Source organism: Magnetospirillum sp. WYHS-4, from assembly GCA_039908345.1.
Taxonomy (GTDB): Bacteria; Pseudomonadota; Alphaproteobacteria; order Rhodospirillales; family GLO-3; genus JAMOBD01.
This window is the reverse complement of sequence record JAMOBD010000032.1, coordinates 1-24059: the sequence shown is the minus strand read 5'-3', so window position 1 is coordinate 24059 and position 24059 is coordinate 1. Positions and strand designations below refer to the sequence as shown.

Annotated in this window: 20 protein-coding genes and 1 tRNA gene; 14 read left to right on the top strand and 7 right to left on the bottom strand. The window is 64.8% G+C overall.

Translation table 11 applies throughout. From position 1 onward, the window contains the following. Nucleotides 1-46 precede the first annotated feature (46 nt). A complete protein-coding gene (locus H7841_10475) occupies nucleotides 47-805 on the top strand; it encodes a response regulator transcription factor (GenBank protein MEO5337303.1) in 759 nt (252 codons plus the stop codon). 222 nt (nucleotides 806-1027) lie between these two features. On the opposite strand, the gene H7841_10470 is transcribed toward H7841_10475, so the two are convergent. The 3 genes from H7841_10470 to H7841_10460 form a co-directional block, all read right to left on the bottom strand. Further along, a tRNA-Val gene (locus tag H7841_10470) sits at nucleotides 1028-1102 on the bottom strand. A 378-nt stretch (nucleotides 1103-1480) separates the two neighbouring features. Continuing rightward, nucleotides 1481-2428, bottom strand: a complete 948-nt coding sequence (locus H7841_10465; GenBank protein ID MEO5337302.1) for an SDR family oxidoreductase — start codon at nucleotides 2426-2428, stop codon at nucleotides 1481-1483. Nucleotides 2429-2489: 61 nt separating this feature from the next. Continuing rightward, nucleotides 2490-4046 (bottom strand): S41 family peptidase, encoded by a 1557-nt coding sequence (locus H7841_10460; protein MEO5337301.1) that lies wholly within the window; start codon nucleotides 4044-4046, stop codon nucleotides 2490-2492. Nucleotides 4047-4350: 304 nt separating this feature from the next. Between H7841_10460 and kdpF the strand changes: the two genes are divergently transcribed. Genes kdpF through H7841_10430 form a run of 6 tightly spaced genes read left to right on the top strand, consistent with a single transcriptional unit; the run spans nucleotide 4351 to nucleotide 12228 of the window. Then, nucleotides 4351-4452 (top strand): K(+)-transporting ATPase subunit F, encoded by a 102-nt coding sequence (gene kdpF / locus H7841_10455; GenBank protein ID MEO5337300.1) that lies wholly within the window; start codon nucleotides 4351-4353, stop codon nucleotides 4450-4452. A gap of 9 nt (nucleotides 4453-4461) precedes the next feature. After that, entirely contained in the window at nucleotides 4462-6147 is a 1686-nt protein-coding gene (kdpA, locus tag H7841_10450) for a potassium-transporting ATPase subunit KdpA (GenBank protein MEO5337299.1), read from the top strand. Nucleotides 6148-6160: 13 nt separating this feature from the next. After that, nucleotides 6161-8248, top strand: coding sequence for a potassium-transporting ATPase subunit KdpB (gene kdpB, locus H7841_10445; GenBank protein MEO5337298.1), 2088 nt, complete (start codon nucleotides 6161-6163; stop codon nucleotides 8246-8248). A 13-nt stretch (nucleotides 8249-8261) separates the two neighbouring features. Further along, nucleotides 8262-8840, top strand: coding sequence for a potassium-transporting ATPase subunit KdpC (gene kdpC, locus H7841_10440; GenBank protein ID MEO5337297.1), 579 nt, complete (start codon nucleotides 8262-8264; stop codon nucleotides 8838-8840). A gap of 10 nt (nucleotides 8841-8850) precedes the next feature. After that, nucleotides 8851-11541 (top strand): sensor histidine kinase KdpD, encoded by a 2691-nt coding sequence (locus tag H7841_10435; GenBank protein MEO5337296.1) that lies wholly within the window; start codon nucleotides 8851-8853, stop codon nucleotides 11539-11541. Between the two features lie 3 nt (nucleotides 11542-11544). Continuing rightward, nucleotides 11545-12228, top strand: coding sequence for a response regulator (locus H7841_10430; protein ID MEO5337295.1), 684 nt, complete (start codon nucleotides 11545-11547; stop codon nucleotides 12226-12228). A 75-nt stretch (nucleotides 12229-12303) separates the two neighbouring features. Here H7841_10430 and H7841_10425 read toward each other — a convergent pair whose 3' ends face one another. Together H7841_10425 and H7841_10420 are read right to left on the bottom strand one after the other, a co-directional pair. Further along, nucleotides 12304-12771 (bottom strand): hypothetical protein, encoded by a 468-nt coding sequence (locus tag H7841_10425; GenBank protein ID MEO5337294.1) that lies wholly within the window; start codon nucleotides 12769-12771, stop codon nucleotides 12304-12306. Nucleotides 12772-12886: 115 nt separating this feature from the next. Beyond that, the gene (locus H7841_10420; protein MEO5337293.1) at nucleotides 12887-13291 is read right to left on the bottom strand and encodes a helix-turn-helix domain-containing protein; all 405 of its coding nucleotides are present in this window, start codon (nucleotides 13289-13291) and stop codon (nucleotides 12887-12889) included. A 212-nt stretch (nucleotides 13292-13503) separates the two neighbouring features. Between H7841_10420 and H7841_10415 the strand changes: the two genes are divergently transcribed. The 7 genes from H7841_10415 (at nucleotide 13504) to H7841_10385 (ending at nucleotide 21713) form a co-directional block, all read left to right on the top strand. Further along, on the top strand, nucleotides 13504-15672 hold the full coding sequence (locus H7841_10415) for a heavy metal translocating P-type ATPase (protein ID MEO5337292.1): 2169 nt from the start codon (nucleotides 13504-13506) through the stop codon (nucleotides 15670-15672). 114 nt (nucleotides 15673-15786) lie between these two features. Then, the gene (locus H7841_10410) at nucleotides 15787-16299 is read left to right on the top strand and encodes a bacteriohemerythrin (GenBank protein MEO5337291.1); all 513 of its coding nucleotides are present in this window, start codon (nucleotides 15787-15789) and stop codon (nucleotides 16297-16299) included. A 101-nt stretch (nucleotides 16300-16400) separates the two neighbouring features. Continuing rightward, a complete protein-coding gene (locus H7841_10405) occupies nucleotides 16401-16868 on the top strand; it encodes a response regulator (GenBank protein ID MEO5337290.1) in 468 nt (155 codons plus the stop codon). 156 nt (nucleotides 16869-17024) lie between these two features. Next, complete coding sequence (locus tag H7841_10400) at nucleotides 17025-17264, top strand: ferrous iron transport protein A (protein ID MEO5337289.1); 240 nt, start codon at nucleotides 17025-17027, stop codon at nucleotides 17262-17264. 35 nt (nucleotides 17265-17299) lie between these two features. Next, nucleotides 17300-19411, top strand: a complete 2112-nt coding sequence (feoB, locus tag H7841_10395) for a ferrous iron transport protein B (protein MEO5337288.1) — start codon at nucleotides 17300-17302, stop codon at nucleotides 19409-19411. Between the two features lie 207 nt (nucleotides 19412-19618). Continuing rightward, complete coding sequence (locus H7841_10390) at nucleotides 19619-20140, top strand: bacteriohemerythrin (GenBank protein MEO5337287.1); 522 nt, start codon at nucleotides 19619-19621, stop codon at nucleotides 20138-20140. Nucleotides 20141-20444: 304 nt separating this feature from the next. Further along, nucleotides 20445-21713: a pentapeptide repeat-containing protein gene (locus tag H7841_10385; GenBank protein ID MEO5337286.1), complete on the top strand. Its 1269-nt coding sequence runs from the start codon at nucleotides 20445-20447 to the stop codon at nucleotides 21711-21713. A 90-nt stretch (nucleotides 21714-21803) separates the two neighbouring features. On the opposite strand, the gene H7841_10380 is transcribed toward H7841_10385, so the two are convergent. Continuing rightward, a complete protein-coding gene (locus H7841_10380; GenBank protein MEO5337285.1) occupies nucleotides 21804-22157 on the bottom strand; it encodes a hypothetical protein in 354 nt (117 codons plus the stop codon). Nucleotides 22158-23264: 1107 nt separating this feature from the next. After that, nucleotides 23265-24059, bottom strand: a 795-nt coding sequence (locus H7841_10375; GenBank protein ID MEO5337284.1) for a response regulator, incomplete at its 5' end; no start/stop codon positions are given.

Below are 24059 nucleotides of genomic sequence, written 5' to 3'. Positions count from 1 at the left end.
GGTGCAATCAAGATAATTACACATTGTAGGGATAGGGGCACATCACATGACGGTTTGGTTCGAAAGGGAAAGGCTGGCAAGCGCGAGCATCGCCACCTCCTATGAAAGCGATCTCCAGGAACGGCACGCGGTGATCCTGGTCGGCGGCAGCGTCGAGGCGCGGGCCCGGATGGCCGGGGAACTGGAGGGTCACGCACTGTCGGTGGCCGGCGTTCCCACCGCCTTCGATCTTTTCCGCAGTATCGCCACCCAGGACTTCGCGGTAGCGATCGTCGATCAGGGCTTGGCGGAGCGGGATGGAGCGGCGTTGGTCGCGGATTTGCGCCAGGCCTCGCGCATGGCCATCGTGCTTCTGTGCGATGCGGGCGATCCCGACGGCCGCATCAAGGGCTACGAGGCCGGGGCCGACCTTTGCCTTGTCCAGCCCGCCTGCCCCCGGGAACTGACGGCGGCGGTGCGCAGCTTGGCTTCCCGGCGGTCGAGCCAGACGGTCGCGGTCTCCAGCGTCTGGATTTGCGACTTGGCCCACTGGAATCTGGCGGCGCCCAACGGCAAGACGATGCGGCTGACGTCCAAGGAAAAGGCCCTGGTCGAGACGCTGCTGGCCCAGCCCGGCGAGACCGTTCGCCGTTCCACCATTCTGCACGCCCTCGCCTACCCGGAAAACTCCTTCGGCAATCGCGCCCTGGACGCCCTGGTGCGGCGGTTGCGGCGCAAGGCCTTCGAGGAAGCGGGCCAGGAATTGCCGGTACAGACCGTTTACGGCCTCGGCTACCTGTTCTCCGCTCCCGCTCGCATGCTCTGATCCATGGCGTAATCGGTGAGTGGCTGCCCTGCCGCCACCTTCACCGGTTCAGCGGCCAAGTGGGCATAGCGTGCCGTGGTCTGGACCCGGGCGTGGCCGAACAGCTTACCGATCATCGGTGATTATGCAGCAAGGACTGCATGACGCAGAGGCGACAAGGAGGCGCGGCGACCGGTCGCCGTCCCGAAATCATCTTAAAGTTATCGTTTATCTTCAATGATATGGTGGGCGCGACAGGGATTGAACCTGTGACCCCTCCCGTGTGAAGGGAGTGCTCTCCCGCTGAGCTACGCGCCCGGACCCAGTGGGTCGGAAGCTGGCGATATAGCGGGCCGGCGGGTCTTCTGTCAAGCGGCCGGAAGACCACCCAGCAGTTCTCATTATGGCGTCGATCGGCGGTTTCTGGGGTTGCGGGGAAAGGAGGGGGTTGGTTTCCGTCGATCAAGCGGTCTGTGGCGGTGGGACTCCGGTTCGGATGGACCGGAAGAGACTGGCCCATGAGCGGAAGACGAGATAGGCGGTGATGGTGTGGATCTGCTCGAAGAGGCGCGTTCGTGCGACGGTGGCGATGTTCATCCTGCTCCCCCAGGTCACCGTCAGAAAACGCCTTGACGTAACCGCCGCCACCGACAAGTGGATCGCCGGACTGCCCCGGCTGGTTTTCTTCGCGTCCGCCTAAATTCCCAAGATATCCTTGAAATAGGCGATGGTGGGCTTGAGGCCCTCTTCCAGCGGCACAGTGGGCCGCCAGCCGATCAGGTTGGTCGCCAGGGCGATATCGGGGCAGCGCTGGGTGGGATCGTCGGCGGGAAGTTTCCTATGGACGAGCTCCGACTTGGACTTGGTCATCTTCATGACCAGTTCGGCCAGTTCCATGATGGTGAATTCGCCGGGATTGCCCAGGTTCATCGGCCCCTGAATATGGTTGGGCGCGTTCATGAGGCGCACCATGCCGTCGATCAGGTCGTCCACGTAGCAGAAGGACCGCGTCTGGCTACCGTCGCCGTAGATGGTGATCGGCTTGCCGGTCAGGGCCTGGACGATGAAGTTGGACACCACCCGGCCATCGTTGGGGTGCATGCGCGGCCCATAGGTGTTGAAGATTCGGGCGACCCGGATGTTCACCCCGTACTGGCGGAAATAGTCGAAGAACAGCGTCTCGGCGCACCGCTTGCCCTCGTCGTAACAGCCGCGCGGGCCGATGGGGTTGACGTTGCCGCGATAGGTTTCGGGCTGGGGATGGACCTCGGGATCGCCGTAGACCTCGCTGGTCGACGCCTGGAGAATCTTGGCCTTGGTCCGCCGGGCCATGCCCAGCATGTTGATGGCGCCATGAACCGTGGTCTTGGTGGTCTGGACCGGATCGAACTGGTAGTGGATGGGCGAGGCCGGGCAGGCCAAGTTGTAGATATCCTCCACCTCGACGTAGAGGGGAAAGGTGATGTCGTGGCGCAGCAGCTCGAAGTGGGGGTCCTGGAGCAAGGATAGGACGTTCTCCTTGGAGCCCGTGAAGAAGTTGTCCACGCAAAGCACGTCGCGGCCATCCTGAAGCAGACGCTCGCAGAGATGGGAGCCCAAAAAGCCGGCGCCGCCGGTCACTAGAACCTTCTTTCTGTAAGGCATTGCCTTCCCCCTGTGTTGTCCGGCAAAGCTAGCATCCGGGAATCGGTCGGCCAAGCCCGTTTCACCGCGCCGACAGCCCGCCGCGCGCCAGGACGGGGCGGTCCCCCAAGGCCAGGGCCTGGGTATAGAGATTGCGGTCTGCGACCAAGCGCAACGCCACTTCGCGGTCGGCCAGGGTATGGCGTTCCTCGGGGGCGCAGACGTGGCGCAAGCCCTTGCGGCGCGCCTCATCGCCGATGCCCACCTCGCGCCAAGCCGCCTGGGTGGGGGGTATCTCGCCGCTCTTCAGGGCCCGAACCAGGGCGGCGGCGGCATCGGAGCCGGACCCGCTCAGGCAGATGGAAGGGAGTACGCCCAGGTGGTGCAGGACATAGCCCGACGGCGCGACCAAGCGCGACCATGTGAGGGTGATCTCCCCGTCGTTGGGCAGGCGCAGCACGGTCTGCACCGACCCCTTGCCGAATGTGGTCGTGCCGGCCACCACCGCGCGGCCACGATCCTGCAGCGCCGCCGCGAGAACCTCGGCCGCCGAGGCGGTCTTCCCATCCACCAACAACACCAACGGCAATCCTTGGAGGCGATCATCCTCGGTCGCCTCGTAGTGCTGATGGCTGTCGCGATGGCGGCCGCGGGTCGAGACGATTTCCCCTTGCGCGAGAAACAGGTCGGCCACGGCCACGGCTTCCGACAGAAGGCCGCCCGGATTGCCCCGTAAGTCCAGGATGATACCGCGCAGGCGGCCTCCGGTCAGCCGTTTGAGGGCCTCCAACTCGCGAAGGATGCTCTCCGCCGTGTCCTGGTTGAACCCGCCGACCGCCAGCAGGGCGATACCGGAATGGGCCTGCGCGGTCACCGTGGGCAACACCACATGGGCCCTGGCAAGGCTCAGTTCTCTCGGTTCCGGCTCGCCTTCGCGCAGGAGGCGGAGCTTGATGCGGCTGCCCACCGGCCCGTGCAATTGGTCGGTCACCGTCTTCTCGTCCAGTCCGCGAAGCGGGACCTCCCCGACATGGGTGAGCCGGTCCCCGATCCGGATATCCGCACGGGCCGCCGGGGTGTGCGGCACGATCTGCGACACCCGGACTTCGCCCTCCAGGATGCGGAACAGCAGTCCGAGGCCGCCGAAGCCATCGCGCCGGGCCCGGTTCTTCTTGGCCTCCTCGGCCCCGGCGTAACGGGAATAGGGATCGTCCAAAGGCGCCAAGGCGGCGTCCAGAACGGTCTCCAGGAAGCGCTCCGTGTCAGCGGCGCGGATTTCCTCGGACCGGTGGCGTGCCGCGACTCCCACCTCAACCACCAGGGATGCCCACTTGCCGGCGTCGGTGTCGGCGGGCGCCGGAAAGCGCAGGCCTTCATAGCCTTCCACGGCCAGGGTGACCTCGCCGTCCACCGCCGCGATGGCCAATTCCGGATCGAGGCCGCTGAGCCCCTTCAGGCCCTCCAGGGCGAGCCGCCGGGCGGCGATGGGCTCCAGGGCCATCTCACCGATCCGCGCGAAGCCCGTGGCGATGGTTTTTTCCGCCATTTCGCGGGAAAAGGCTGCCCCGCCCTCTTCGGAAGGCACGCGCGAACCCACGCAGCCGCCGACGCACAACGTCGCCAAGCCGATGACGATCACCTTGCCTGCCCATCCCCGGGAGCGCATGGGGACCACTATAGGCGGTCCTCTGCCGCCCGTCACGTCCTTGCTATGGAAACCGGCCCTTCGTTCGAGCGATGGCCGAATAAAATATTCATAAGGGCGGGACGCCCAATTCCGCATGGAACCTTGACGCCATTCGGCGCGACCATGGAAACGTGGATACTTACGGAGGTTCCCATGGTCGATTGGATTTTCGACATCGTCTTGCCGGCCGGCATCGTTCTTTCCTTCGCGGCCTTCGCGCTTCTGGCGCGCGGCTGCGAGCGGATGTGAGGGCGTCATGACCGGTATCGACCTTCTTGGCCTGTCCCTGGGCCTGGCGGCGGTGGTGGCGTTGTTCGGCTACCTGGGCTACGCGCTGATACATCCAGAACGGTTCTAGGAGGAAAAGATGGACGCCAACGGAATCCTCCAGATCATCCTTTACATCGGGCTCGTGGTCGCCCTGACGCCTGTCGCGGGCGGCTACATGGCGCGGCTCTACGAGGGCAAGCTCACGTTCCTCGGCTGGCTGGAGCGGCCGATCTACCGCCTCTGCGGCATCGTGCCGGACAAGGAGCAGCACTGGACGGCCTACGCGCTGGCCCTGCTGGCCTTCAACCTGGCAGGGGCCTTGCTGTTGTACGGATTGCTGCGCCTGCAGGGCTGGCTGCCGCTCAATCCTGCCGGCATGGGGCCCGTCCCGCCCGACTTGGCCTTCAATACGGCGGTGAGCTTCGCCACCAACACCAACTGGCAGGCCTACGGCGGCGAAAGCACGCTCAGCTACCTGACCCAGATGGCCGGCCTGACCGTGCAGAATTTCCTTTCCGCCGCCACCGGCATCGTGGTGGCCGTCGTTCTGATCCGCGGCTTTTCGCGCCGCAACGCCAAGACGGTCGGCAACTTCTACGTCGACCTGACCCGCAGCCTGCTTTACCTGCTCCTGCCCATCAGCTTGGCGGGGGCGCTGGTCCTGGTTTGGCAGGGCGTGCCGCAGAATTTTTCCGCCTATGTGGAAGCGATCACCTTGGAAGGCGCCAAGCAGGCCATCGCCCAGGGGCCGGTCGCCAGCCAGATGGCGATCAAGCATCTGGGCACCAATGGCGGCGGGTTCTTCAACGCCAACGCGGCGCACCCTTACGAGAACCCGACGGCGCTCGCCAACCTGATCCACATGGTGGCGATCTTCGTCATCGGTGCCGGGCTTACCAACACCTTCGGCCGCATGGTGGGCGACGTCCGCCAGGGCTGGGCCATCCTGGCCGCCATGGGGCTTTTGTTCATGGTTGGCGTGGGCGTCACCTATTGGGCCGAGGCCCAGGCCAATCCGGCTTTGGCTGGACTGCTTGCCGATCCGGTCAACCTGGAAGGTAAGGAGGTGCGCTTCGGCATCGCACTCTCGTCCTTGTTCGCCGTCATCACCACGGCCGCTTCCTGCGGTGCGGTGATCGCCATGCACGACAGCCTGATGCCCTTGGCCGGCATGGTCCCGATGATCGACATGATGCTGGGCGAGATCGTAGTCGGCGGGGTGGGGGCCGGCTTCTACGGCATGCTGGTCTTCGTGGTGATCGCGGTCTTCATCGCCGGGCTGATGGTGGGCCGGACCCCGGAATACCTGGGCAAGAAGATCGAGGCCAAGGAGGTCAAGCTGGCGGTGCTCGCCATCCTGATCTTCCCCATCGGCGTACTGGGCCTGGGGGCGGTCGGCCTACTGGCCGGCGCCGACGCCATTCCGGCGGGCGGCCCGCACGGCCTGTCGGAGATTCTCTATGCCTACACCTCGGCAACCGCCAACAACGGCTCGGCCTTCGGCGGCTTCGGCGCCAACACGCCCCTTCACAACATCCTGCTGGGCATCGCCATGCTGCTGGGCCGCTTCGTGGTCATCGTTCCGGTACTGGCCATCGCCGGTTCCGTGGCGTCCAAGAAGACCGTGCCGCCTTCGGCGGGCACCTTTCCCACCCACGGCTGGCTGTTCGTCGTGCTGCTGGTCGGCGTGATCCTGGTGGTGGGGGGGCTCACATTCTTCCCTGTCCTGGCCTTGGGGCCCATCGTCGAGCACCTGCTGCTTGGCGCCGGCACCCTGTTCTGAGGAAGGCGCATCCATGAGCATCCATCGTCCGCAAGAGATTTCCCTGTTCGAGCCCGCCATCCTGGCGAGTGCGGCCAGGGACGCCGTGAAAAAACTCGACCCGCGCCAACTGATCCGCAATCCGGTGATGTTCGCCACCGCCCTGGTGGCCCTGATCGCGATCGTCCTGTCCATCCGTGACATCGGCGACGCCGGGGCCCATCTGGCCATCGAGGTCCAGATCACCGCCTGGCTGTGGTTCACCGTGCTGTTCGCCAACTTCGCCGAGGCGGTGGCCGAAGGGCGCGGCAAGGCCCAGGCGGCCTCGCTCCGCCGGACCAAGACCGAGGCGGTGGCCAAGAAGGTCGCCAGCCCGGAAGCGGCCTCCTTCGTGGCGGTGGCCGCCGAGACCTTGCGGGCCGGCGATCTCGTGGTTTGCGAGGCGGGAGACGTCATTCCCGGCGACGGCGACGTGGTAGCCGGCATCGCCACCGTGGACGAAAGCGCGATTACCGGCGAGAGCGCACCAGTTATCCGGGAATCGGGTGGCGATCGCTCGGCGGTCACCGGCGGCACCCGGGTGGTTTCCGACCGCATTGTGGTGCGAATCACGGTCGATCCGGGCCAGACCTTCCTGGACCGCATGATCGCCCTGGTCGAAGGCGCCAAGCGCCAGAAGACGCCCAACGAGATCGCGCTCACCATCCTGCTGGTCGGCATGACCATGATCTTCCTGATCGTGGTCGCCACCCTGCCGGTCTTCGCCTCCTGGTCCGGGACCAACATTCCGGTGGTCTTCCTGGTGGCCCTGTTCGTTACCTTGATCCCCACCACCATCGGCGGCCTGCTGTCGGCCATCGGCATCGCCGGCATGGACCGGCTGGTCAAGTTCAACGTGATCGCCAAGTCTGGCCGCGCCGTCGAGGCGGCGGGCGACATCGACGTGCTGTTGCTGGACAAGACCGGTACCATCACCCTGGGCGCCCGCCAAGCGGCGGAATTCCTGCCCCTGTCGGACGTCAACGAGCGAGACTTGGCCGAAGCCGCCTTCCTTTCCTCCCTGGCCGACGAGACGCCGGAAGGCAAGTCCATCGTCGCCCTGGCCCGACATCGCTTCAGCTTCGCCGATCCGGATCGCAAGGGCATGAGCTTCGTGCCCTTCACCGCCCAGACCCGCATGAGCGGTATCAACCTCAACGGCGGTTCCTGGGGGGGAGTGATGACCTCGGTCAGCGAAATCCGCAAGGGCGCGGTGGATGCCATCGTCGCCTGGGTGGCCGACAGGGCCGGCCGCACACCGGGGGGCCTGCCGCGCCAGTTGACCCTTCTGGTGGAACAAGTGGCCCGTTCGGGCGGCACGCCCCTAGTGGTGGCTCGCGATGACCGGGCCTTGGGCGTGGTCCACCTCAAGGACATCGTCAAGCCGGGCATCCGGGAACGCTTTGCGACGCTACGCGCCATGGGCATCAAGACGGTGATGATAACCGGCGACAATCCGTTGACCGCCGCCGCCATCGCCGCCGAGGCCGGCGTCGACGACTTCCTCGCCGAGGCGACGCCGGAAAGGAAGCTGGAACTGATCCGCGACTACCAGAAGGGCGGACGCCTGGTCGCCATGTGCGGCGACGGTTCCAACGACGCCCCAGCCCTCGCCCAGGCCGATGTGGGGGTGGCCATGAACACCGGCACCCAGGCGGCCCGCGAGGCCGGCAACATGGTCGACCTGGAAAGCGATCCCACCAAGCTGATCGAGATCGTGATGATCGGCAAGCAGTTGCTGATGAGCCGCGGCTCGCTGACCACCTTCTCCATCGCCAACGACGTGGCCAAGTACTTCGCCATCATCCCGGCCCTGTTCCTGGCCTCCTACCCGCAGCTTCAGGCCCTCAACGTCATGGGGCTGGCCAGCCCGCAGTCGGCGATCCTTTCGGCCATCGTCTTCAACGCGCTGATCATCATCGCCTTGATCCCGCTGGCCCTGAAGGGCGTCCGCTACAGGCCGGCGGGGGCCGAAGCGCTTCTGAAGCGCAACTTGTTCGTCTACGGCTTAGGCGGCCTGGTCGTGCCGTTTGCGGGCATCAAGCTGATCGACCTCGTCATCGCCGCCCTTGGCCTTGCCTGATCGGAGAAAAGCCATGCTGAAGGAACTTCGTCCCGCCCTGGTGCTGCTGGCCGTCATGACCGCCATCACCGGCATCATCTATCCCCTGCTGGTCACCGGCGTCGCCCAGATGGCCTTCCCCTGGCAGGCCGGCGGGAGTCTGATCGAGAAAGATGGCAAGGTGGTCGGCTCCGCCCTGATCGGCCAGGCCTTCAGCGGGCCCGGCTACTTCCAGGGGCGCCCGTCGGCGGCGGGAAAGGGCTACGATGCCGCCAACTCGGGGGGCAGCAACCTCGCGCCTTCCGCCAAGGCCCTGGCGGAAGGCGTCGCCTCCCAGGCCGAGAAACTGAAGGCCACCCATCCTGAAGAGACTGGGCCGGTCCCGGCCGACTTGGCGACCGCCTCGGCCAGCGGCCTCGACCCCCACATCTCGCCGGCCGCCGCCGCCTACCAGGTGAAAAGAGTGGCGGCCTACCGCCATATTCCGGTCCAAGAACTCCGCGATTTCGTCATCCGGCATACCGAGGGCCGGGAGTTGGGCGTCCTGGGCGAGGCGCGCATCAACGTGCTGCGCCTCAACCTGGCCCTGGACGAACGCTGGCCCATGAGGTGAACTGTCCGGCATGACCGACGACGAAACCCGTCCGTCCCCCGATGCCCTTCTCGCCGAAGCCCGGCGCGAGGGGCGCGGGCATTTGAAGATCTTCCTGGGCGCCGCCCCCGGCGTCGGCAAGACCTTCGCCATGCTGGAAACGGCGCACGAGCGTCGGCGCGAAGGCGGCGACGTCGTCGCCGGGGTCATCGAGACCCACGGCCGGCGCGAGACCGAGGCCCTGTTGGAAGGCCTGGAGCTGTTGCCGCCCCGCGTCGTCGACTACCGGGGCCGGACCTTCCGGGAAATGGACCTGGACGCTCTGCTGACGCGCCGGCCCACCATCGCCCTGGTGGATGAACTTGCCCATACCAACGTGCCCGGCTCGCGCCACGTCAAGCGCTGGCAGGACGTGGAGGAATTGCTGGCGGCCGGCATCGACGTCTATACCACCCTCAACATCCAGCACCTGGAAAGCCTGAACGACGTGGTCGAGCAGATTTCCGGGGTCAAGGTGCGCGAGACCTTGCCCGACGGGGTGCTTACCGTCGCCGACGAGATCGAACTGATCGACCTGCCGCCCGAAGACCTCATCAAGCGCCTGCACGAAGGCAAGGTCTACGTCCCCGAACAGGCCCGCCGCGCCGTCCACCACTTCTTCTCGCCCGGCAACCTGACCGCCCTTCGCGAGATGGCGCTCCGCCATGCCGCCGAGCGGGTCGACAAGCAGATGGTCGACTACATGCGGGCCCATGCCATCGCGGGACCCTGGCCCGCCCGCGAACGCATTCTGGTCTGCATCGACGAGCGGGTGGAAGCCACGCGCCTGGTGCGGGTTGCCAAGCGGTCGGCAGAACGGCGTTCCGCCGCCTGGGTCGCCGTCACGGTCGAGACCTCGCGCGATCACTCCCTTAACGACGAGGACAAGGACCGGGTAGCCGAAGCCATGCGCCTCACCTCCCAGTTGGGCGGCGAGACCGCTGTTCTCCAGGGGGACGATGTGCCGGCTGCAATCCTGGATTACGCCAGGGAGCGCAACGCGACGCAGATCGTGGTTGGGCGCACCAAGAAGCGGCGCTGGCGGCTGGGGAAATCGGTGACCGACCGCCTGATCGAACGGGCCGGCGAGTTCAATGTCCTCGTGGTGGGTGGCGAGGAGGAGAGCCGTCCCCGGTCCGCCCCGGTCCGTCCCCGCGTCAAGCCGTCGATTCGCGAAGGACTGGGCTACCTCGTGGCCCTGGCGGGAACGGTCGCCGCGACGGGGGCCGGATTTCTGATCGACCTCTGGCTGCCGGTCGCCAACATCTCGGTCGCCTACCTGATGGCCGTGCTGGTGGTGGCGATGACGGTGGGATTGCGACCGGCGGTGCTCGTGTCGGTGGCGAGCTTCCTTGCCTTCAATTTTTTCTTCACCGAACCCCGCTATTCCTTCGCCATCACCGATACCCAGAACATCCTGACGGTGGTCTTCTTCCTGATCGCGGCCGTAGCGGTCAGCAACATGGCCAGCCGCCTGCGCGCCCAGATGGAAGCGGCGCGCGAGAATGCGAAGCGAACCACCAACCTCTACGATTTCGGCCGTCGCATCGGCGCCGCCGCCACGCTGGACGACGTCCTCTGGGCCGTGGTTCATCATGTGGCTTCCACCCTTCGCGGCCGGTCCCTCGTCCTGCTGCCGGGCGCGCATGGCCTGGCCATCGCTGCCGGCTATCCGCCCGAGGATCAGATCGACGAGAAGTCGGTGGGCGCGGCCGGCTGGGCCTGGACCCATGGGCAGCCGGCGGGCCGGGGTTCGGCCACCTTGCCTACCGCCGAGTGGCTGTTCCTGCCCATGAAGTCGGTGAGCGGGCCCGTCGGGGTGCTCGGGGTGCGGATGCCGGAGGGGGCCGAAACGCCGACACCCGAGCAAACTCGCCTCCTGGAAACCCTGGCCGACCAGGCGGCGATGGCCATCGAACGCACCAACCTGGTGGCCGACGTCGAGGCGGCTCGGGTGGCTACCGAGCGCGAACGCCTGCGCTCGGCCCTGTTGTCGTCCCTCTCCCACGATCTGCGTACGCCCCTGGTCTCGATCAAGGGCGCGGCCTCGACCCTGATCTCCTACGGCGAACAACTGTCCCCGGACGCCCGCCACGACCTGGCCCAGAGCATCGAGGACGAGGCGGAGAGGTTGAACCGTTTCGTCCAGAACCTGCTCGACATGACCCGCCTGGAAGCAGGGGCCCTGAAGCCCAGGGCCGACTGGGCGGACCTGCGCGACATCGTCGCGGCGGCGGTGCGGCGCGCCAAGCGGGTGGCTCGTTCCCACGAACTCCGCATCGACATCGCCCCGGACATGCCGCTTCTCAGCCTGGACGCCGTGCTGATGGAGCAGGCCTTCTTCAACCTGCTGGACAATGCCTGCAAGTACGCGCCTGCCGGCACGCTGGTGAAAGTCTGGGCCCGCCGGACGGCCGCCCATGTGGCGGTCGAGATTTGCGACGAGGGGCCGGGCATCGCTCCCGAGGACCGGGAGAAAGTCTTCGACATGTTCTACCGAGTGGCCCAGAGCGATAGCCAGGCGGGAACGGGCCTTGGCCTAGCCATTTGCCGGGGGATCGTCGAGGCCCATGGGGGCACCATCCACGTGGAGTCCGGCCTGCACGGGTCCGGCACCTGCATCGTCGTCCACCTGCCGCTGCCCCCAGAACTTGACCTGAATGCCGGTGAGGATGAGGCTTGAGGCATGGGAAACCGCATTCTGGTCATCGATGACGAACCACAGATCCGGAAGTTCCTGCGCATTTCCCTGGCCGCCAACGGCTACGACGTGCTGGAGGCGGAGACCGGCGCCGCCGGCATCCGGGGGGCCCGCGACCAGGCACCGGACTTGGTGATCCTCGACTTGGGCCTGCCCGACCTGGACGGTCAGGAGGTGATCACGGCGGTGCGCGAATTCTCGGCCTTGCCGATCATCGTGTTGTCGGTGCGGGCCGGCGAGTCCGACAAGGTGGAGGCCCTGGACCGGGGGGCCAACGACTACGTGGTCAAGCCCTTCGGAATCGCCGAATTGATGGCTCGTGTCCGCGCCTCGCTCCGGCCGCACGCGGAACGCGGAGCGGCCGACATGCTGGATCTCGGCCCCATCCGGATCGACATCGGGCGGCGGCTGGTGCTGCGGGGCGGGGAGGAAATCCGGCTTTCCAAAAAGGAATGGGACCTGTTGGTCTTCCTGGCCGGCCGTCCCGACCGTGTGCTCACCCACAGGCTGATCCTCAGGGAGGTCTGGGGGCCGGCCCATGTCGAGGACACCGCCTACTTGCGGGTCTATATCAACCAGCTTCGTCAAAAGCTGGAACCCGACCCCGCCCAGCCGACCCTGATCCTCACCGATCCGGGAGTGGGATACCGGCTGAAGGTCGGAGACTAGCGATACTGTGCCTGAGGCCGTCCAAAACAGAGTGATTAGGAGGCGAAAAGGAAGCAGCCCGCCGACAAATTCCGCTCACGGGCTTTGAGCGGGGGCGGGAACCGAGCCCTTGCGCGCTTCCATGGTGTCATACAGAGCGACCAGGGAGCTTCCCAATTCCGATCGGGCGCCGCTGGTCTCCAGAGAAGGCAACAAGTCGAAGACCCAGAGAGCCAAGGCGCCGTCCCGGTGGATTTCGCGAAGGACCCGGGCCCGCACCTCCATGGAGTCTTCCTGCCATTGCTTGGCCAGTTCTTCCGCCCGATGGGTCAAGATCTGAAGGGAAGGTCCCCCGCCCTGGCCGGCCGTCTGCGCCAACGCGAAAGCCAGTTCATTCCGGTCGTTGGTTTCGTCACGGGGGGGCAGGAGTTCAAGAACCCAAAGTGCCAGCAAGGCCTGTTCGCGGATTTCCGACAGGACGCGGGAGCGGCTCTCGGCCGTCCTCGTGTTCCACAGATCGACGAGCGTCCTTGCCCGTTGGCCAAACCCATACCAATCCATCATCCAACCTTGTCGCAAGCGCTCCCTCCACGACCTCTCCATTCTAAGCCGATTGAGGAAACCGTTCAGCCCCGGCGAAAGCTACGCATGGAAGCGGCGATGCCGTCAAGGGCTCCCCTCAACCGACCGTCAACGCATCGATGATTCGGCACTCGGCGGCTACTTGGCCGGTGCAGTTCGCCATGCGCAATAGTTCGCGCCGCAGGCGGGTAAGGTCGGCGATCTTCCTTTCCACCTCCTCCAGGTGCCGGACAACGCGCCGATCGGCATCCTCGCACGATTGTTCCGGATGATCCGCCAGCCACAGAAGGGCGCGAATATCCTCGATGGCAAACCCGAGATCCCTGCCGCCACGGATGAATCGGAGGCGCCGGACATGATCTTCGCCGTATTGGCGATAGCCGGCCGCCGTCCTTTGGGGCGCGGGGAGCAAGCCGATTTTCTCGTAGTAACGGATGGTCTCGATATTCACGCCGGTCCATTTGCCCAGCAGACCGATGCTGATCGCGGATTTCTCTTTCATGGCCCATTGACCCTGTAGCCGCTCCAGGGTCCATCATGGGCGCAAGAGGAATTTCTGTCCAGCCGGAGGAACTTGTCATGACGTCGACCGCGACCCGCTGCAGTGGATCCGGGTGCTGTGGCGCTCCGGCCCCCGTTTCACCGGAGGTTCCGGCATCCGCGGCGATCGAAGGCCAATCCTTTCGCGTCACCGGCATGTGTTGCCTGGAGGAGGTGAGGGTTCTGAAAGCGGCGGTCGGTCCGTTGGTCGGGGGGGAGGACAATTTATCCTTCGACCTGTTGAACGGCAGGATGTCCATCAAGGCCGATGGGATTTCCCAGGACAAGGTGATTGCCGCCGTTGCCCGCACCGGCATGGAGGCCGATCCATGGCAGGCGACTTCGGCCGTCGATAGGGGGCGTGACGAAGCTTCCCGTCGCCGGCTTCAGGCATGGATGGCGGCCATCAGCGGCGTGGCCGCGATGGTCGGATGGGGACTGGAGACTTGGCTCGACTCCGCGGTGGTCCCGGCCCGGACCGCGGAGGCGCTGGCGATGGCGGTGGGGCTATGGATGGTGCTGCCGAGGGCGATTCGTGCGGCCCGATCCTTCCGTCCCGACATGAATCTGCTGATGACCATGGCGGTGTTCGGTGCCGTGGCCCTGGGAGACTGGCTGGAGGCGGCCATGGTCTCGGCCTTGTTCGCCCTGTCGTTGGCACTGGAAGGCTGGAGTGCCGGGCGCGCCCGGCGTGCCATCGCCGCGCTGATGGATTTGGCCCCGCCTGTCGCCAGGGTGAAGGGGCCGGATGGTCGCGAAACCATCGTCTCTCCGGCCGATGTCGCCGTGGGTGCCATCTTCCTGGTTCATCCCGGCGAGCGCATTCCCCTGGACGGGCGGGTCGTGGCCGGAGAAAGCATGGTCGACCAGGCCCCCATCACAGGGGAAAGCATGCCGATATTCAAAGGTCCCGGCGCCGATGTCTTCGCGGGGACGATCAATGCGGACGGCGTGTTGGAAGTGGAAAACTCCAAGCTTGCCCAAGAGACCACCCTGGCCGGTGTGGCCCGGTTGGTCGATGAAGCCCAGAGCCGCCGGTCCAAGGTGGAACGTTGGGTCGACCGCTTTGCCGCCGTGTATACGCCCTTCGTGCTGGCCTGCGCGGTCGCGGTGGCCTTGATTCCGCCGTTGGCGTTTGGAGGAGCATGGCCCGATTGGGTGTACCGGGCGCTGGTGTTGTTGGTGATTTCCTGTCCCTGCGCACTGGTGATCTCTACTCCGGTGACGGTCGTGGCCGCCATGGCCTCGGCCGCGCGGGCAGGGGTCCTGGTCAAGGGAGGAGAGCACCTGGAGGCTCCGTCGCGCATCGCCGCCATCGCCTTCGACAAGACGGGGACCGTTACCCTGGGGCGTCCCGGTGTCAAACGGGTGCTCGCGCTGGACGGGGGGAGCGAAGCGGAGGTCCTGCATGTCGCCGCGGCGCTGGAATCCCGCAGTACCCATCCGTTGGCCCGCGCCATCGTCGAATGTGCGGCCGCCCAGGGTATCCGGCCGCCCCCGGCCGATGATGTTCGCGCCTTTCCAGGCAAGGGGGTTCAAGGAAGCATCGGCGTATCCGCCGTCTGGCTAGGCTCTCCCCGGTTCATGGCGGAACGGGGCGCCGAGACGTCCGCCGTGCGCGAAGCGGCCGACGGTTTGGCGGAAGAAGGATGGACCGTGGTGGCCGTCGGCGATCGGGATCGTGTGCTGGGCCTGATGGCCCTGGAGGACCCTATCCGTCCTGAGGCGGGCGTTGCGCTGGCCTCCCTGCGCCAAGCGGGGGTATCCACCATGATCCTTCTGACCGGAGACCACGCGGCTGCCGCCGACCGGGTTGGCGCCGCCCTGGGGTTCGATGAAGTCAGGGCGGGATTGTTACCCCAGGACAAGAGTGCCGCCATCGACGAGTTGGTACGGCGACATGGCCACGTGGCCATGGTCGGGGATGGCGTCAACGATGCGCCCGCCATGGCGCGTTCGTCCCTTGGCATCGCCATGGGCGTGGCGGGCACCGACGCGGCCATCGAGACATCGGACTTGGCGCTGATGTCCGACGATCTGACCCGCTTGGCATGGCTGATCCAGCATTCGCGGCGCATGATGGGCCTGATTCGCTGGAACATCGGCTTCGCCCTGGGGGTCAAGGCATTGTTCACCTTGCTCGCCATGGTCGATGTGGCCACCCTTTGGGGGGCCATCGTTGCCGATTCGGGGGTGTCGCTGCTTGTGGTGCTCAATGGATTGCGGATGTTGCGGCCCGCGAGCGCGTCGTCACTGCCGGACAAAAGCGCGATTCTTTCCAATCCCGAGGGAATCGGCTATGGTTCCTCTGCTTGGGCAATGGCACGTGGGGGCCGCCCTTGATGTGTAAAGGCATGGGATGCCCAGGGGGCTGCGTTCGGGTCTGGGACCCGTCGCGACGGTCCGGGGGGTCGGATCATCGGCCTGCGCATCATTGGAAGGCGGTTGACAGGAACGATGGGCACAGAACTTCAACTGGTCCACTGGACCGAGGATTTGAGCGTCGGCATACCGGCGGTGGACGCGGATCACAAGGTTCTGATCGACCTTCTCAACCAGATCGTCAAGGCCAAGGATGGCCCTGAGCCGATTTCCGTGATCGGCACCGTTCTCAATGTTCTCGGCCATTACACCGACTACCATTTCACCCGCGAGGAACTCGTTCAGGCGGCGGGGGGCTACCCAGGGCTGGCGGCCCATCATCGTATCCACGAGAGTCTCAAGGAATCCGTGGAGCAGTACCGGTCGCGTTTCATGGCGGACCCGGCCTCGGTGGACATCGACGATCTTTACGTCTTTCTCAAGGACTGGCTTGTCGAGCACATCATGTCCGAGGACAAGGCCTTCGCCCCCTACGTGGCCAACACGCCCGAGGCCGAGGCGGCAGCCGAATCCGTCCATTTCGTATCCCTGGACGATATTGATTTCGATGACATGGAAAACGATCCGTTCATGGGGGGAAGATCGTGAACGGCAAAATATGGGCACTGCGAGCCTATGATATCATCTAGCGTACGGGACGAGGATCCCATGCCATGAATTCGACTAGCCTTGACCTGTCTTTCCTTAGGATGCTGGTAGTCGACGATAACCAGTTCATGCGGAGTATCACAAAGACGGTCTTGTCTGCGTTTCATTGCCGCAACATACGCGAGGCCGAAAATGGGGTTCAGGCTCTTGAGGTGCTCCGCGGCGGCTTTTCTCCGGACATCATCATCACCAACTGGAACATGCCGGAGATGGACGGAATCACCTTCGCGCACAATATCCGATCCGATCCGGACAGCGTGAACCCGTATACTCCCATCGTCATGGTGACGGGGCATTCGGAACAACATCGGGTGCTGGCGGCTCTTAACGCCGGCATCAACGAGTTTCTGGTCAAGCCCGTGACGGCAAAGGGCCTCTACAGCCGTCTGGCCGCCGTGATTCTGCGACCGCGTCCCTTCGTCCGGGCGAAGGACTTCTTCGGTCCCGACCGCCGCCGCCGCCATGATGCGGCCTATCGTGGAAGAGAGCGTCGCAAGAGCCACCCATGACCGCCACGACGAAGGGCCAGCCAGTTTGGGCTTGACAGCGGCAAGATGATAATTATTGTCGCTATCATTCCAGGACGGCAGTCGCCGACGGGTCTGGTCAGAGACAAAGGGAGCTGTATGGTCATGCGGGCGGATGTTTCGAAGGGAAGTGGCGGCGTGGACAATCTCCTCACTCTCGCGGATTTGGGGCCGGAACAGGCGGGGGTCGTCGTCTCCATCGAGAGCCCGGACCCGGTGTTCAAGCGGCGCATGATGTCGCTGGGCATGGTGCGCGATGCCGACGTCAGGATCGATCGCACGGCGCCGCTAGGCGACCCGCGCACCTATATCGTCAAGGGCTATCCGCTCGGTCTTCGCGGCAAGGAAGCGCGGGCGATCCTGGTTCGCCTGAAATAGCTCCAGATTCCATTCCGAATAGAGGGACTCGACCGATGAGCTCGACCGTCACGGTTGCCCTGGTGGGCAACCCGAACGCTGGCGTGACCAGTTTGCTGAACTGCTTGACCGGAGCCAGGGAAAGCGTCGCCAATTATCCCCGTGTGACGGCTTCCAAGGTCGCCCGCAAGGTGTCCCATCGAGGGGTCGAGATCAACATCGTCGACGTTCCGGGCATCTATTCCCTGTCTTCCGGGGCGGCCGACGATCGGCCGGGATGCGAATATCTGAATACGGAACCGCCCGACATCGTGGTCAATGTGCTGGACGCCGGGCAGTTGGATCGCGGCCTGTTTCTGACCACGCAGCTGATCGAGTCCGGCATCCCGCGCATCACCGTTTTGAACATGAAGGATGAAGCCCGCCGGGCGGGTATTCGCATCGATACACAGACGCTGGCATCGGCGCTCGATTCCCCGGTCTTGGAGACCTGCGCCATTAAGGACGAGGGCGTCTCGGAACTGCTCGACGCCATTGTCGATTACGCCACGTCGTCGGCCCGTCTTCCCATCCGCCTCCACTACGACAAGCACCTGGAGCAGGCGATCGTCCGTGTCCAGGAGCACCTCGAGAAGCTGCACCCTCACGAATTGTCTCCGGCCCAGTCGCGCTGGCTTGCGATCAAGCTGCTGGAAGGAGACGACGAGATCGTCCGTCGCGAAAGCAATCACGAGACGCTGATTGGCGAAATCCTGCGGGAGCGGGAGGCCCTCGTTCACGAACACGACGAGGACCCGGCCATGATGTTCGCGTCGGCGCGGTTCGCCTTCGCCCATGGCTTGCTTTCCGAGGTGCGTCACCAGGACAACGAGCCTACCACCAGCTTCAAGATGACCAAGGCCCTTGACGGAATTTTCCTCCACCGCACGCTGGGCCTTCCTCTCCTGCTCGCCATCTTGTGGGTGATGTTCGAGACGACGTTTTCCTTAGGTTCCGTGCCGACCGATTGGATCAAGGCGGGGGTCGAGGCCATCTCCCAGGGAGTCGAATCGGCGATGCCCGAAGGAATGGCCCGCGACCTGATCGTCAATGGCGTCATCGCCGGCGTGGGCGGGACCATCGTTTTCCTGCCGAACATCGTCATCCTGTTCTTCTTCATGGCCGTGCTGAGCGGTACCGGCTACATCGCCCGCGCCAGCTTCCTCATGGATCGCCTGATGCATGGGGTGGGCCTGCACGGCACCACCTTGATCCCCATGGTCGCCGGATTCGGGTGTAACGTTCCCGCCGTGATGGCGACGCGCGTCATCACCAATCCGCGGGCACGATTGATCGCCATGCTGATCGCGCCGTTCATGAATTGCTCGGCCCGCCTGCCGGTGTTCATCCTGTTCGCCGGCGCCTTCTTCGCCGAGGCGGCGGGAACCGTGGTCTTCGGCATCTACATGCTTTCCATCGCCGCGGCGATGCTGTCGGCGGTGCTGCTGAACCGGATCATTCCCGGCAGCGGTGGCGAGGCCTATGTCATGGAACTCCCGCCCTACCGTCTGCCGACCCTGCATTCGGTCCTGCACCACATGTGGGACAGCGCCCAGGGTTTCATCGCCAAGGTGACGGGTGTCATCCTGGTGGGGTCGATCGTGATCTGGTTCCTGCAGGAATTCCCGCGCGACATCGCCTATTCCCAGGACTTCGAGACCGCCATCGCCGCGGTCGAAGCGCAGCCGGCCAGCGAGGAAAATACCCTGGCGCTCAACAAGCTGAAGGCCGTTCAGGCTCAGGAAAAGCTGGAAAAGAGCTACCTTGGGGTTGTTTCCCACCTCGTGGCACCGGTGCTCGAGCCGCTGGGGTTCTCGTGGCGGGAAACGGCGGCCGCTCTCACGGGGTTCGTGGCCAAGGAGGTGGTCGTGGCCACCTACGCGGTGATTTTCGCCCAGGAAAAGGAATCGGTGGACCTGACCAAAGCCTTGGCGGCGGCGATGTCGACGTCGACGGCCCTGGCCTTCATGATCTTTACCCTGCTCTACGCCCCATGCCTCGCCACCATCGCCGTCATCGGCCGCGAGTCGGGGCGTTGGGGATGGGCGGCCTTCTCTGTCGGCTACTCGTTCGTTTTCGCATGGATATTGGCTCTGATCGTCCGCCATGTCGGTCTCCTGATATTCTGATCCATATCGCCTCGTTCCCGCGTGCGAAGAAAGGGATATTCCCGACAATGCGCGTCCGGGTTGATCCTTGATGCGGGCCCGCGCCCCGCCCCGAAAATGGGGCGGGGCGCGTGGGGCAGATTCCGTTGCGCCACCTGTTGACGGCGGTCCCTTTCATCATTACGTGACAATGTGGGGGAAAGTCTCCGGTGGGGAAGGAGCGGTGCGGTGGGAGAATTGCTTTTTACCGATGATCTGAGCGTCGGCGTGGTCGAGATCGATCTTGACCACCAGACCCTTGTCGCGCTGATCAATCTTCTCGACGACGCCATCGAAGGCGACCACGGAGTCGAGAGCGTCGCCAGCGTGCTGACCGCCTTGACGGAATATGCCAAGTACCATTTCCTCCGCGAAGAGTATCTGATGGCCGCGGTGGGGTATCCCGGACTGGACGCCCATGTGCGCGTGCACGAACGCTTCAAGGCCCGCCTGGGCGAGCTACTCGCCCTGCATGCCGCGGCCCCATCCGCGGTGAACGCCAGCGACGTTCTGGACCTAATGAAATCCTGGCTGTTCAACCACATCAAGATCGAGGACCATCGCTATGTCCCGTTCATGGTCGGGAAGGAGTATGAGATCGCGGAAGCCAACCGCCGGGTCATGGACGAACTTGCCGACCTGTTCTTCGAAAGGGGATGCGACGATACGATCGGCTTTTCCGCGGCTTCGCCAATGTACGGCGCGAAATGAGGATCTGATCGGGGATTCATTGGTGCGAAGAATGAGGTGGCGATTCGGCCGGATACGCCGTCGGCTTTCTTCCCGCATGGATTGGCATAACGCTTGACGCAGTCACCCGATGCCGTCCTTGGATGACGGGAAAGACGCTTTATATCAATGAGATGTATGAAGATGTCCGGGTGGGGGCGCGGGGGGTGCCGATCTGAAATTGACCGGACCCGAGGCCCGTTGATAGTATTGGCCGGCCGGAGTTCGGGCCGGCTTCCGGGGGGGGGCCGTTCGGTCCTCGCCTTTTTCCCGGACGGGGAGCGTGATGCCGAATATCCGACATCTACAGAACATCGCCCAGGGAGCGGAGAAGTGGAATGCTTGGCGCGAGCGCGAGCCTGATGTCGTGCCCGATCTCGCGCAAGCCGATCTTGAGGAAGCCAAGCTCGCGGGGATGAATCTCGGCGGTGTCCTCATGCCGCTCGCCAATCTCAAGAGGGCCGATTTGAGCGGGGCGGATTGCACGCTCGCCAATCTGTCGGGAGCCAATCTCGAGGAAGTCAACCTGGGCGGCGCCAAGATGGAGGGCGCCAACATGGCGGGAGCCTATCTGCTCAGGGCCAACCTGTCCGGTACGATTTTGCGGCGGGCCAACCTGTCCGGCGCCGCGCTGGTCGGCAAGGTGAATCTTACGGGGGCCGACATGTACGGTGCCGTCCTGTCGGGCGCGAGGCTGTCCGGAGCGTTGCTGTCGGGCGCCAATCTGGCGAATTCCATTCTCGCGGGGGCCGATCTGCGCGAGGCGGACCTTCAGGGGGCGAACCTGGCGGGCGCCGAGATCAGCGGTGCCAAGTTCGACGGCGCCAATCTTACGGCCACCGTTCTCGACCGCCCGTCGATCCAGGATCGACGGGCCCCGCCACCACCCAAAGCACTGGAGCCGGTGCGGCCCCCGGCGCCGGAGGTTCCCGTTCCGGAAGAGCCCCCTTCCGTCGACGAATATCCCGTCGACGAGGTTCCGGAAGACGACCGGGCCTACTTCACTTACGAGACGCGCGATGCGGCCATCCTGTTGTTTCATGTGGTGGGCTTCGCCAGGCGCACGCCGAAGGAAAAGCAGGAATTCCTCGGGCTGCTTCGGCGGTACGATACCAATGTCCGGCATGTCGAGGGCGCCGCCGCCGAGGCGTTGGCGGGCGACGTGATCGTCATGACGTTTCAAAATTCCGTGGCGGCATTGATTCACGCGACCAATTATCTGACGGTCTTGGGCAAGCTCGGCGTTCATTCCTATGCGGGCGTCAACTGGGGTGAAATTACCGTGCGTCGCGACATGGATACCGATAATGTGGAATTGATCCTCAACTCGATCGCGCCGAACGCGCGACTCGATCCGATCGGGCAGCGGGGAGAAGTCCTGGTTCTCGAGGAACTTCATTCCCGTCTATTGGCGGAGGGGGCTCCGTTCGAGTTCGTCAAGGTGCAGCGTGCCTGGAAGCTCATGGGCGATGACAAGGGAACCGAGGTTGATGCCGTCTGCTATCAGGTCCTTCCCACAAGATCGCTTGATGCGGGTCAGGCTCCCGGCGTGTAGGATGCCGGGCACCGGCAAGGTTCGCGAGGATCGGGGCTATTGTACGACCTAACCGAAAAACGGATTCTCTACGCGTCTCCCGACCCCTCCCTACTTCTGTTCCTGCGGGCGGCAAAGGTGTCGTCCGTCGTTCAAAGCCGTTCGTCGTCCGACGCCCTCGATAAGCTTTCCAAGATTCCCATCGACATCGTGATCTGCAATGCCTTCTTGCCGCCGGCCAACGGCATGGAGTTCGTGAAGCAGGCGCGCCGGAACGGATTTTCCGGAATCGTCGTATTGATCGCGGATCAGGCCGATATCGGCATCGAATTCATGGAGACCGCCAAGGAAGCCGGGGTCGACGAGATGATCGGAAGCCACGGCAGATCCCAGGATCTGCTCCGCGTGCTTCGGCGTCTTTGCGGCAGTCCCGATGGCGCTCCGCGAAGGCCGGATGTCAGCCACCGACTGTACTCCTCCCGCCAGACCCTCATGCCGGTAAATAGCCGGAGACGTTCCGGGAATGCCTCTCCATCCTCACCCGGGGCGCCGCCGGAAGACGAGGACATCGAGGCGGCCGAGGAGTCTCCGGCAGGACCCGCCGTCGATGTCGCGCCCGTTTCCCCGGCACCTGCGGATCGTGAAGAAGCCGATGGGTCGCTTCCGGCACCTCCTGCGGCCAGTCCCGCTTCTTCCGTTCCGCCACAGGGGCAATCGAAGCTTTCCATTCAGAAACTGGCCGAATTCGTGGCGAAAACGAAGGCGGATCGCGATGCCGCCGCGACCAAGGGAAGGGAGACAGGAAATTTGGACGCTCCGGGCGGGCCCGTCAGGCCGGCTCCCGCTCCATCCGTGCCGCCGGATGAGTCTTCGGTTTCCCCCGTAACGCCCGCCGCCGGGCGACCGCCGGATTCTCCCGCGTCGGCACCCGCAAAGCCTGTCCCGAAGCCGAACGTCCCCGAGGCGCCTCCGTCGGCGGCTGCTGCTCCCGAACCGCCTCCGCCCGTGCCGGCCCCCGCCGAACCGCCTCCACCCAAGCCGGCCCCCGCCGAACCGCCTCCACCCAAGCCGGCCACCCCGCCAACGCCGTCACCGATACCGGCTCCCCCCTCGCCGCCGCCGCAGCCCACCATTCCACAATCTCAGGACCAACTCCTGGCTCGGCTGCGAGGGGCGGACACGACGGCGCCGCCGCCTCCGTTGGCGATGCCGGGCCGGCCGCCTTCCGCTCCCGCGGCTTCGGCGTCCCCATCCTTTTCGCCCGCCTCGCCGGGGCATGACCCGCTCATGGGGGCAATGCGTGGGGCGGAGGGGGGATGGCCGGACACGTCGGTCGATCCTCTGCCTCCCATCCCCGAGGCCCCTCTCCTGGCGATGTTGCGGGAGGAACAACAAGCGGCCTCCGCGGGAGCTCTTGCGCCGCCGGCGGGGCCCTCGCCCGAAGTCCCAGCATCCACGCGGGCTCTTTCCTCGGATCAACTCCTCGACGCCTTGCGTTCGAGGCGGAGTCCCGGCAAACGGTGATCGCCGTCTTTCCGGGGGATTCCCGCCCTGCCTGCCATTGGGGGGGCGCTACGGCTTCTTTCTGAGTTTGGCCGCGACCTCGCGCTGGCTCATCGCGTTGGGGTCGTCGGGACGAGGCCGTTCGGAAACCGCTTCCTTGACCGGCTTCTCCACCGGGGGCGCCTTGCTTTCAAGGCCGATGCTGGGCATCGTCTCGGGGACGGGCATCATGGGGGCAGGGGCCTCGATGTCGGTCTTTCGCCGTTTCAGCGCGGCGAACATGGGGATATCGTGACGGCGACGGTCCGGTCCGAAGTAGCTTCCCGTGCGGATAAAGGAGCGACGGCGTTCGATCACCGAGTAGATCCGACGGTAGACCGACGAAACCGAAATGGGCTTGGCCAGAAACTCGTCGACTCCGGCATCCCGTGCCTCGATCACCCGGTTCTGTTCGGTATGTCCGGTCAGCATGATGACGGGAAGGAACGGTGCGATTCCGCCGCCGCCCTGGCGAACGGTGCGGACAAAATCCAGACCGTCCCGTGTGGGCATGTTCCAATCGACGAAGGCGATGTCCACTGCAAATCTCTTAACGATATCCAGGCCGCCATCCACGTTATCGGCGATCTGCACCCGACCGACCCGAAGTCCCTTTAAAATAACCGACATCAGATTGCGCATGAATGCGTTATCATCGACAACCAGGATGTGCAGATTCTCCAGGTTCAGCCGCTTCATTACACCAATGCCACCCCAAACCGGATATCTGAAACTATCGGCAAGCCGAAACTTGACAGCCTTGCCCCCAGCGACGCCCAGAAAAGAGCCGGCACGTGGGCCCCATACCCATCGGAAAAATATCCG

What these genes read in the sequence shown, in the direction of transcription:
- H7841_10475 (MEO5337303.1), top strand. Translation starts at nt 47, where the DNA reads ATGACGGTTTGGTTCGAAAGGGAAAGGCTGGCAAGCGCGAGCATCGCC.
- H7841_10465 (MEO5337302.1), bottom strand. Translation starts at nt 2,428, where the DNA reads ATGCCTTACAGAAAGAAGGTTCTAGTGACCGGCGGCGCCGGCTTTTTG.
- kdpF (MEO5337300.1), top strand. Translation starts at nt 4,351, where the DNA reads ATGACCGGTATCGACCTTCTTGGCCTGTCCCTGGGCCTGGCGGCGGTG.
- kdpA (MEO5337299.1), top strand. Translation starts at nt 4,462, where the DNA reads ATGGACGCCAACGGAATCCTCCAGATCATCCTTTACATCGGGCTCGTG.
- kdpB (MEO5337298.1), top strand. Translation starts at nt 6,161, where the DNA reads ATGAGCATCCATCGTCCGCAAGAGATTTCCCTGTTCGAGCCCGCCATC.
- kdpC (MEO5337297.1), top strand. Translation starts at nt 8,262, where the DNA reads ATGCTGAAGGAACTTCGTCCCGCCCTGGTGCTGCTGGCCGTCATGACC.
- H7841_10435 (MEO5337296.1), top strand. Translation starts at nt 8,851, where the DNA reads ATGACCGACGACGAAACCCGTCCGTCCCCCGATGCCCTTCTCGCCGAA.
- H7841_10430 (MEO5337295.1), top strand. Translation starts at nt 11,545, where the DNA reads ATGGGAAACCGCATTCTGGTCATCGATGACGAACCACAGATCCGGAAG.
- H7841_10425 (MEO5337294.1), bottom strand. Translation starts at nt 12,771, where the DNA reads ATGATGGATTGGTATGGGTTTGGCCAACGGGCAAGGACGCTCGTCGAT.
- H7841_10420 (MEO5337293.1), bottom strand. Translation starts at nt 13,291, where the DNA reads ATGAAAGAGAAATCCGCGATCAGCATCGGTCTGCTGGGCAAATGGACC.
- H7841_10410 (MEO5337291.1), top strand. Translation starts at nt 15,787, where the DNA reads ATGGGCACAGAACTTCAACTGGTCCACTGGACCGAGGATTTGAGCGTC.
- H7841_10405 (MEO5337290.1), top strand. Translation starts at nt 16,401, where the DNA reads ATGCTGGTAGTCGACGATAACCAGTTCATGCGGAGTATCACAAAGACG.
- feoB (MEO5337288.1), top strand. Translation starts at nt 17,300, where the DNA reads ATGAGCTCGACCGTCACGGTTGCCCTGGTGGGCAACCCGAACGCTGGC.
- H7841_10385 (MEO5337286.1), top strand. Translation starts at nt 20,445, where the DNA reads ATGCCGAATATCCGACATCTACAGAACATCGCCCAGGGAGCGGAGAAG.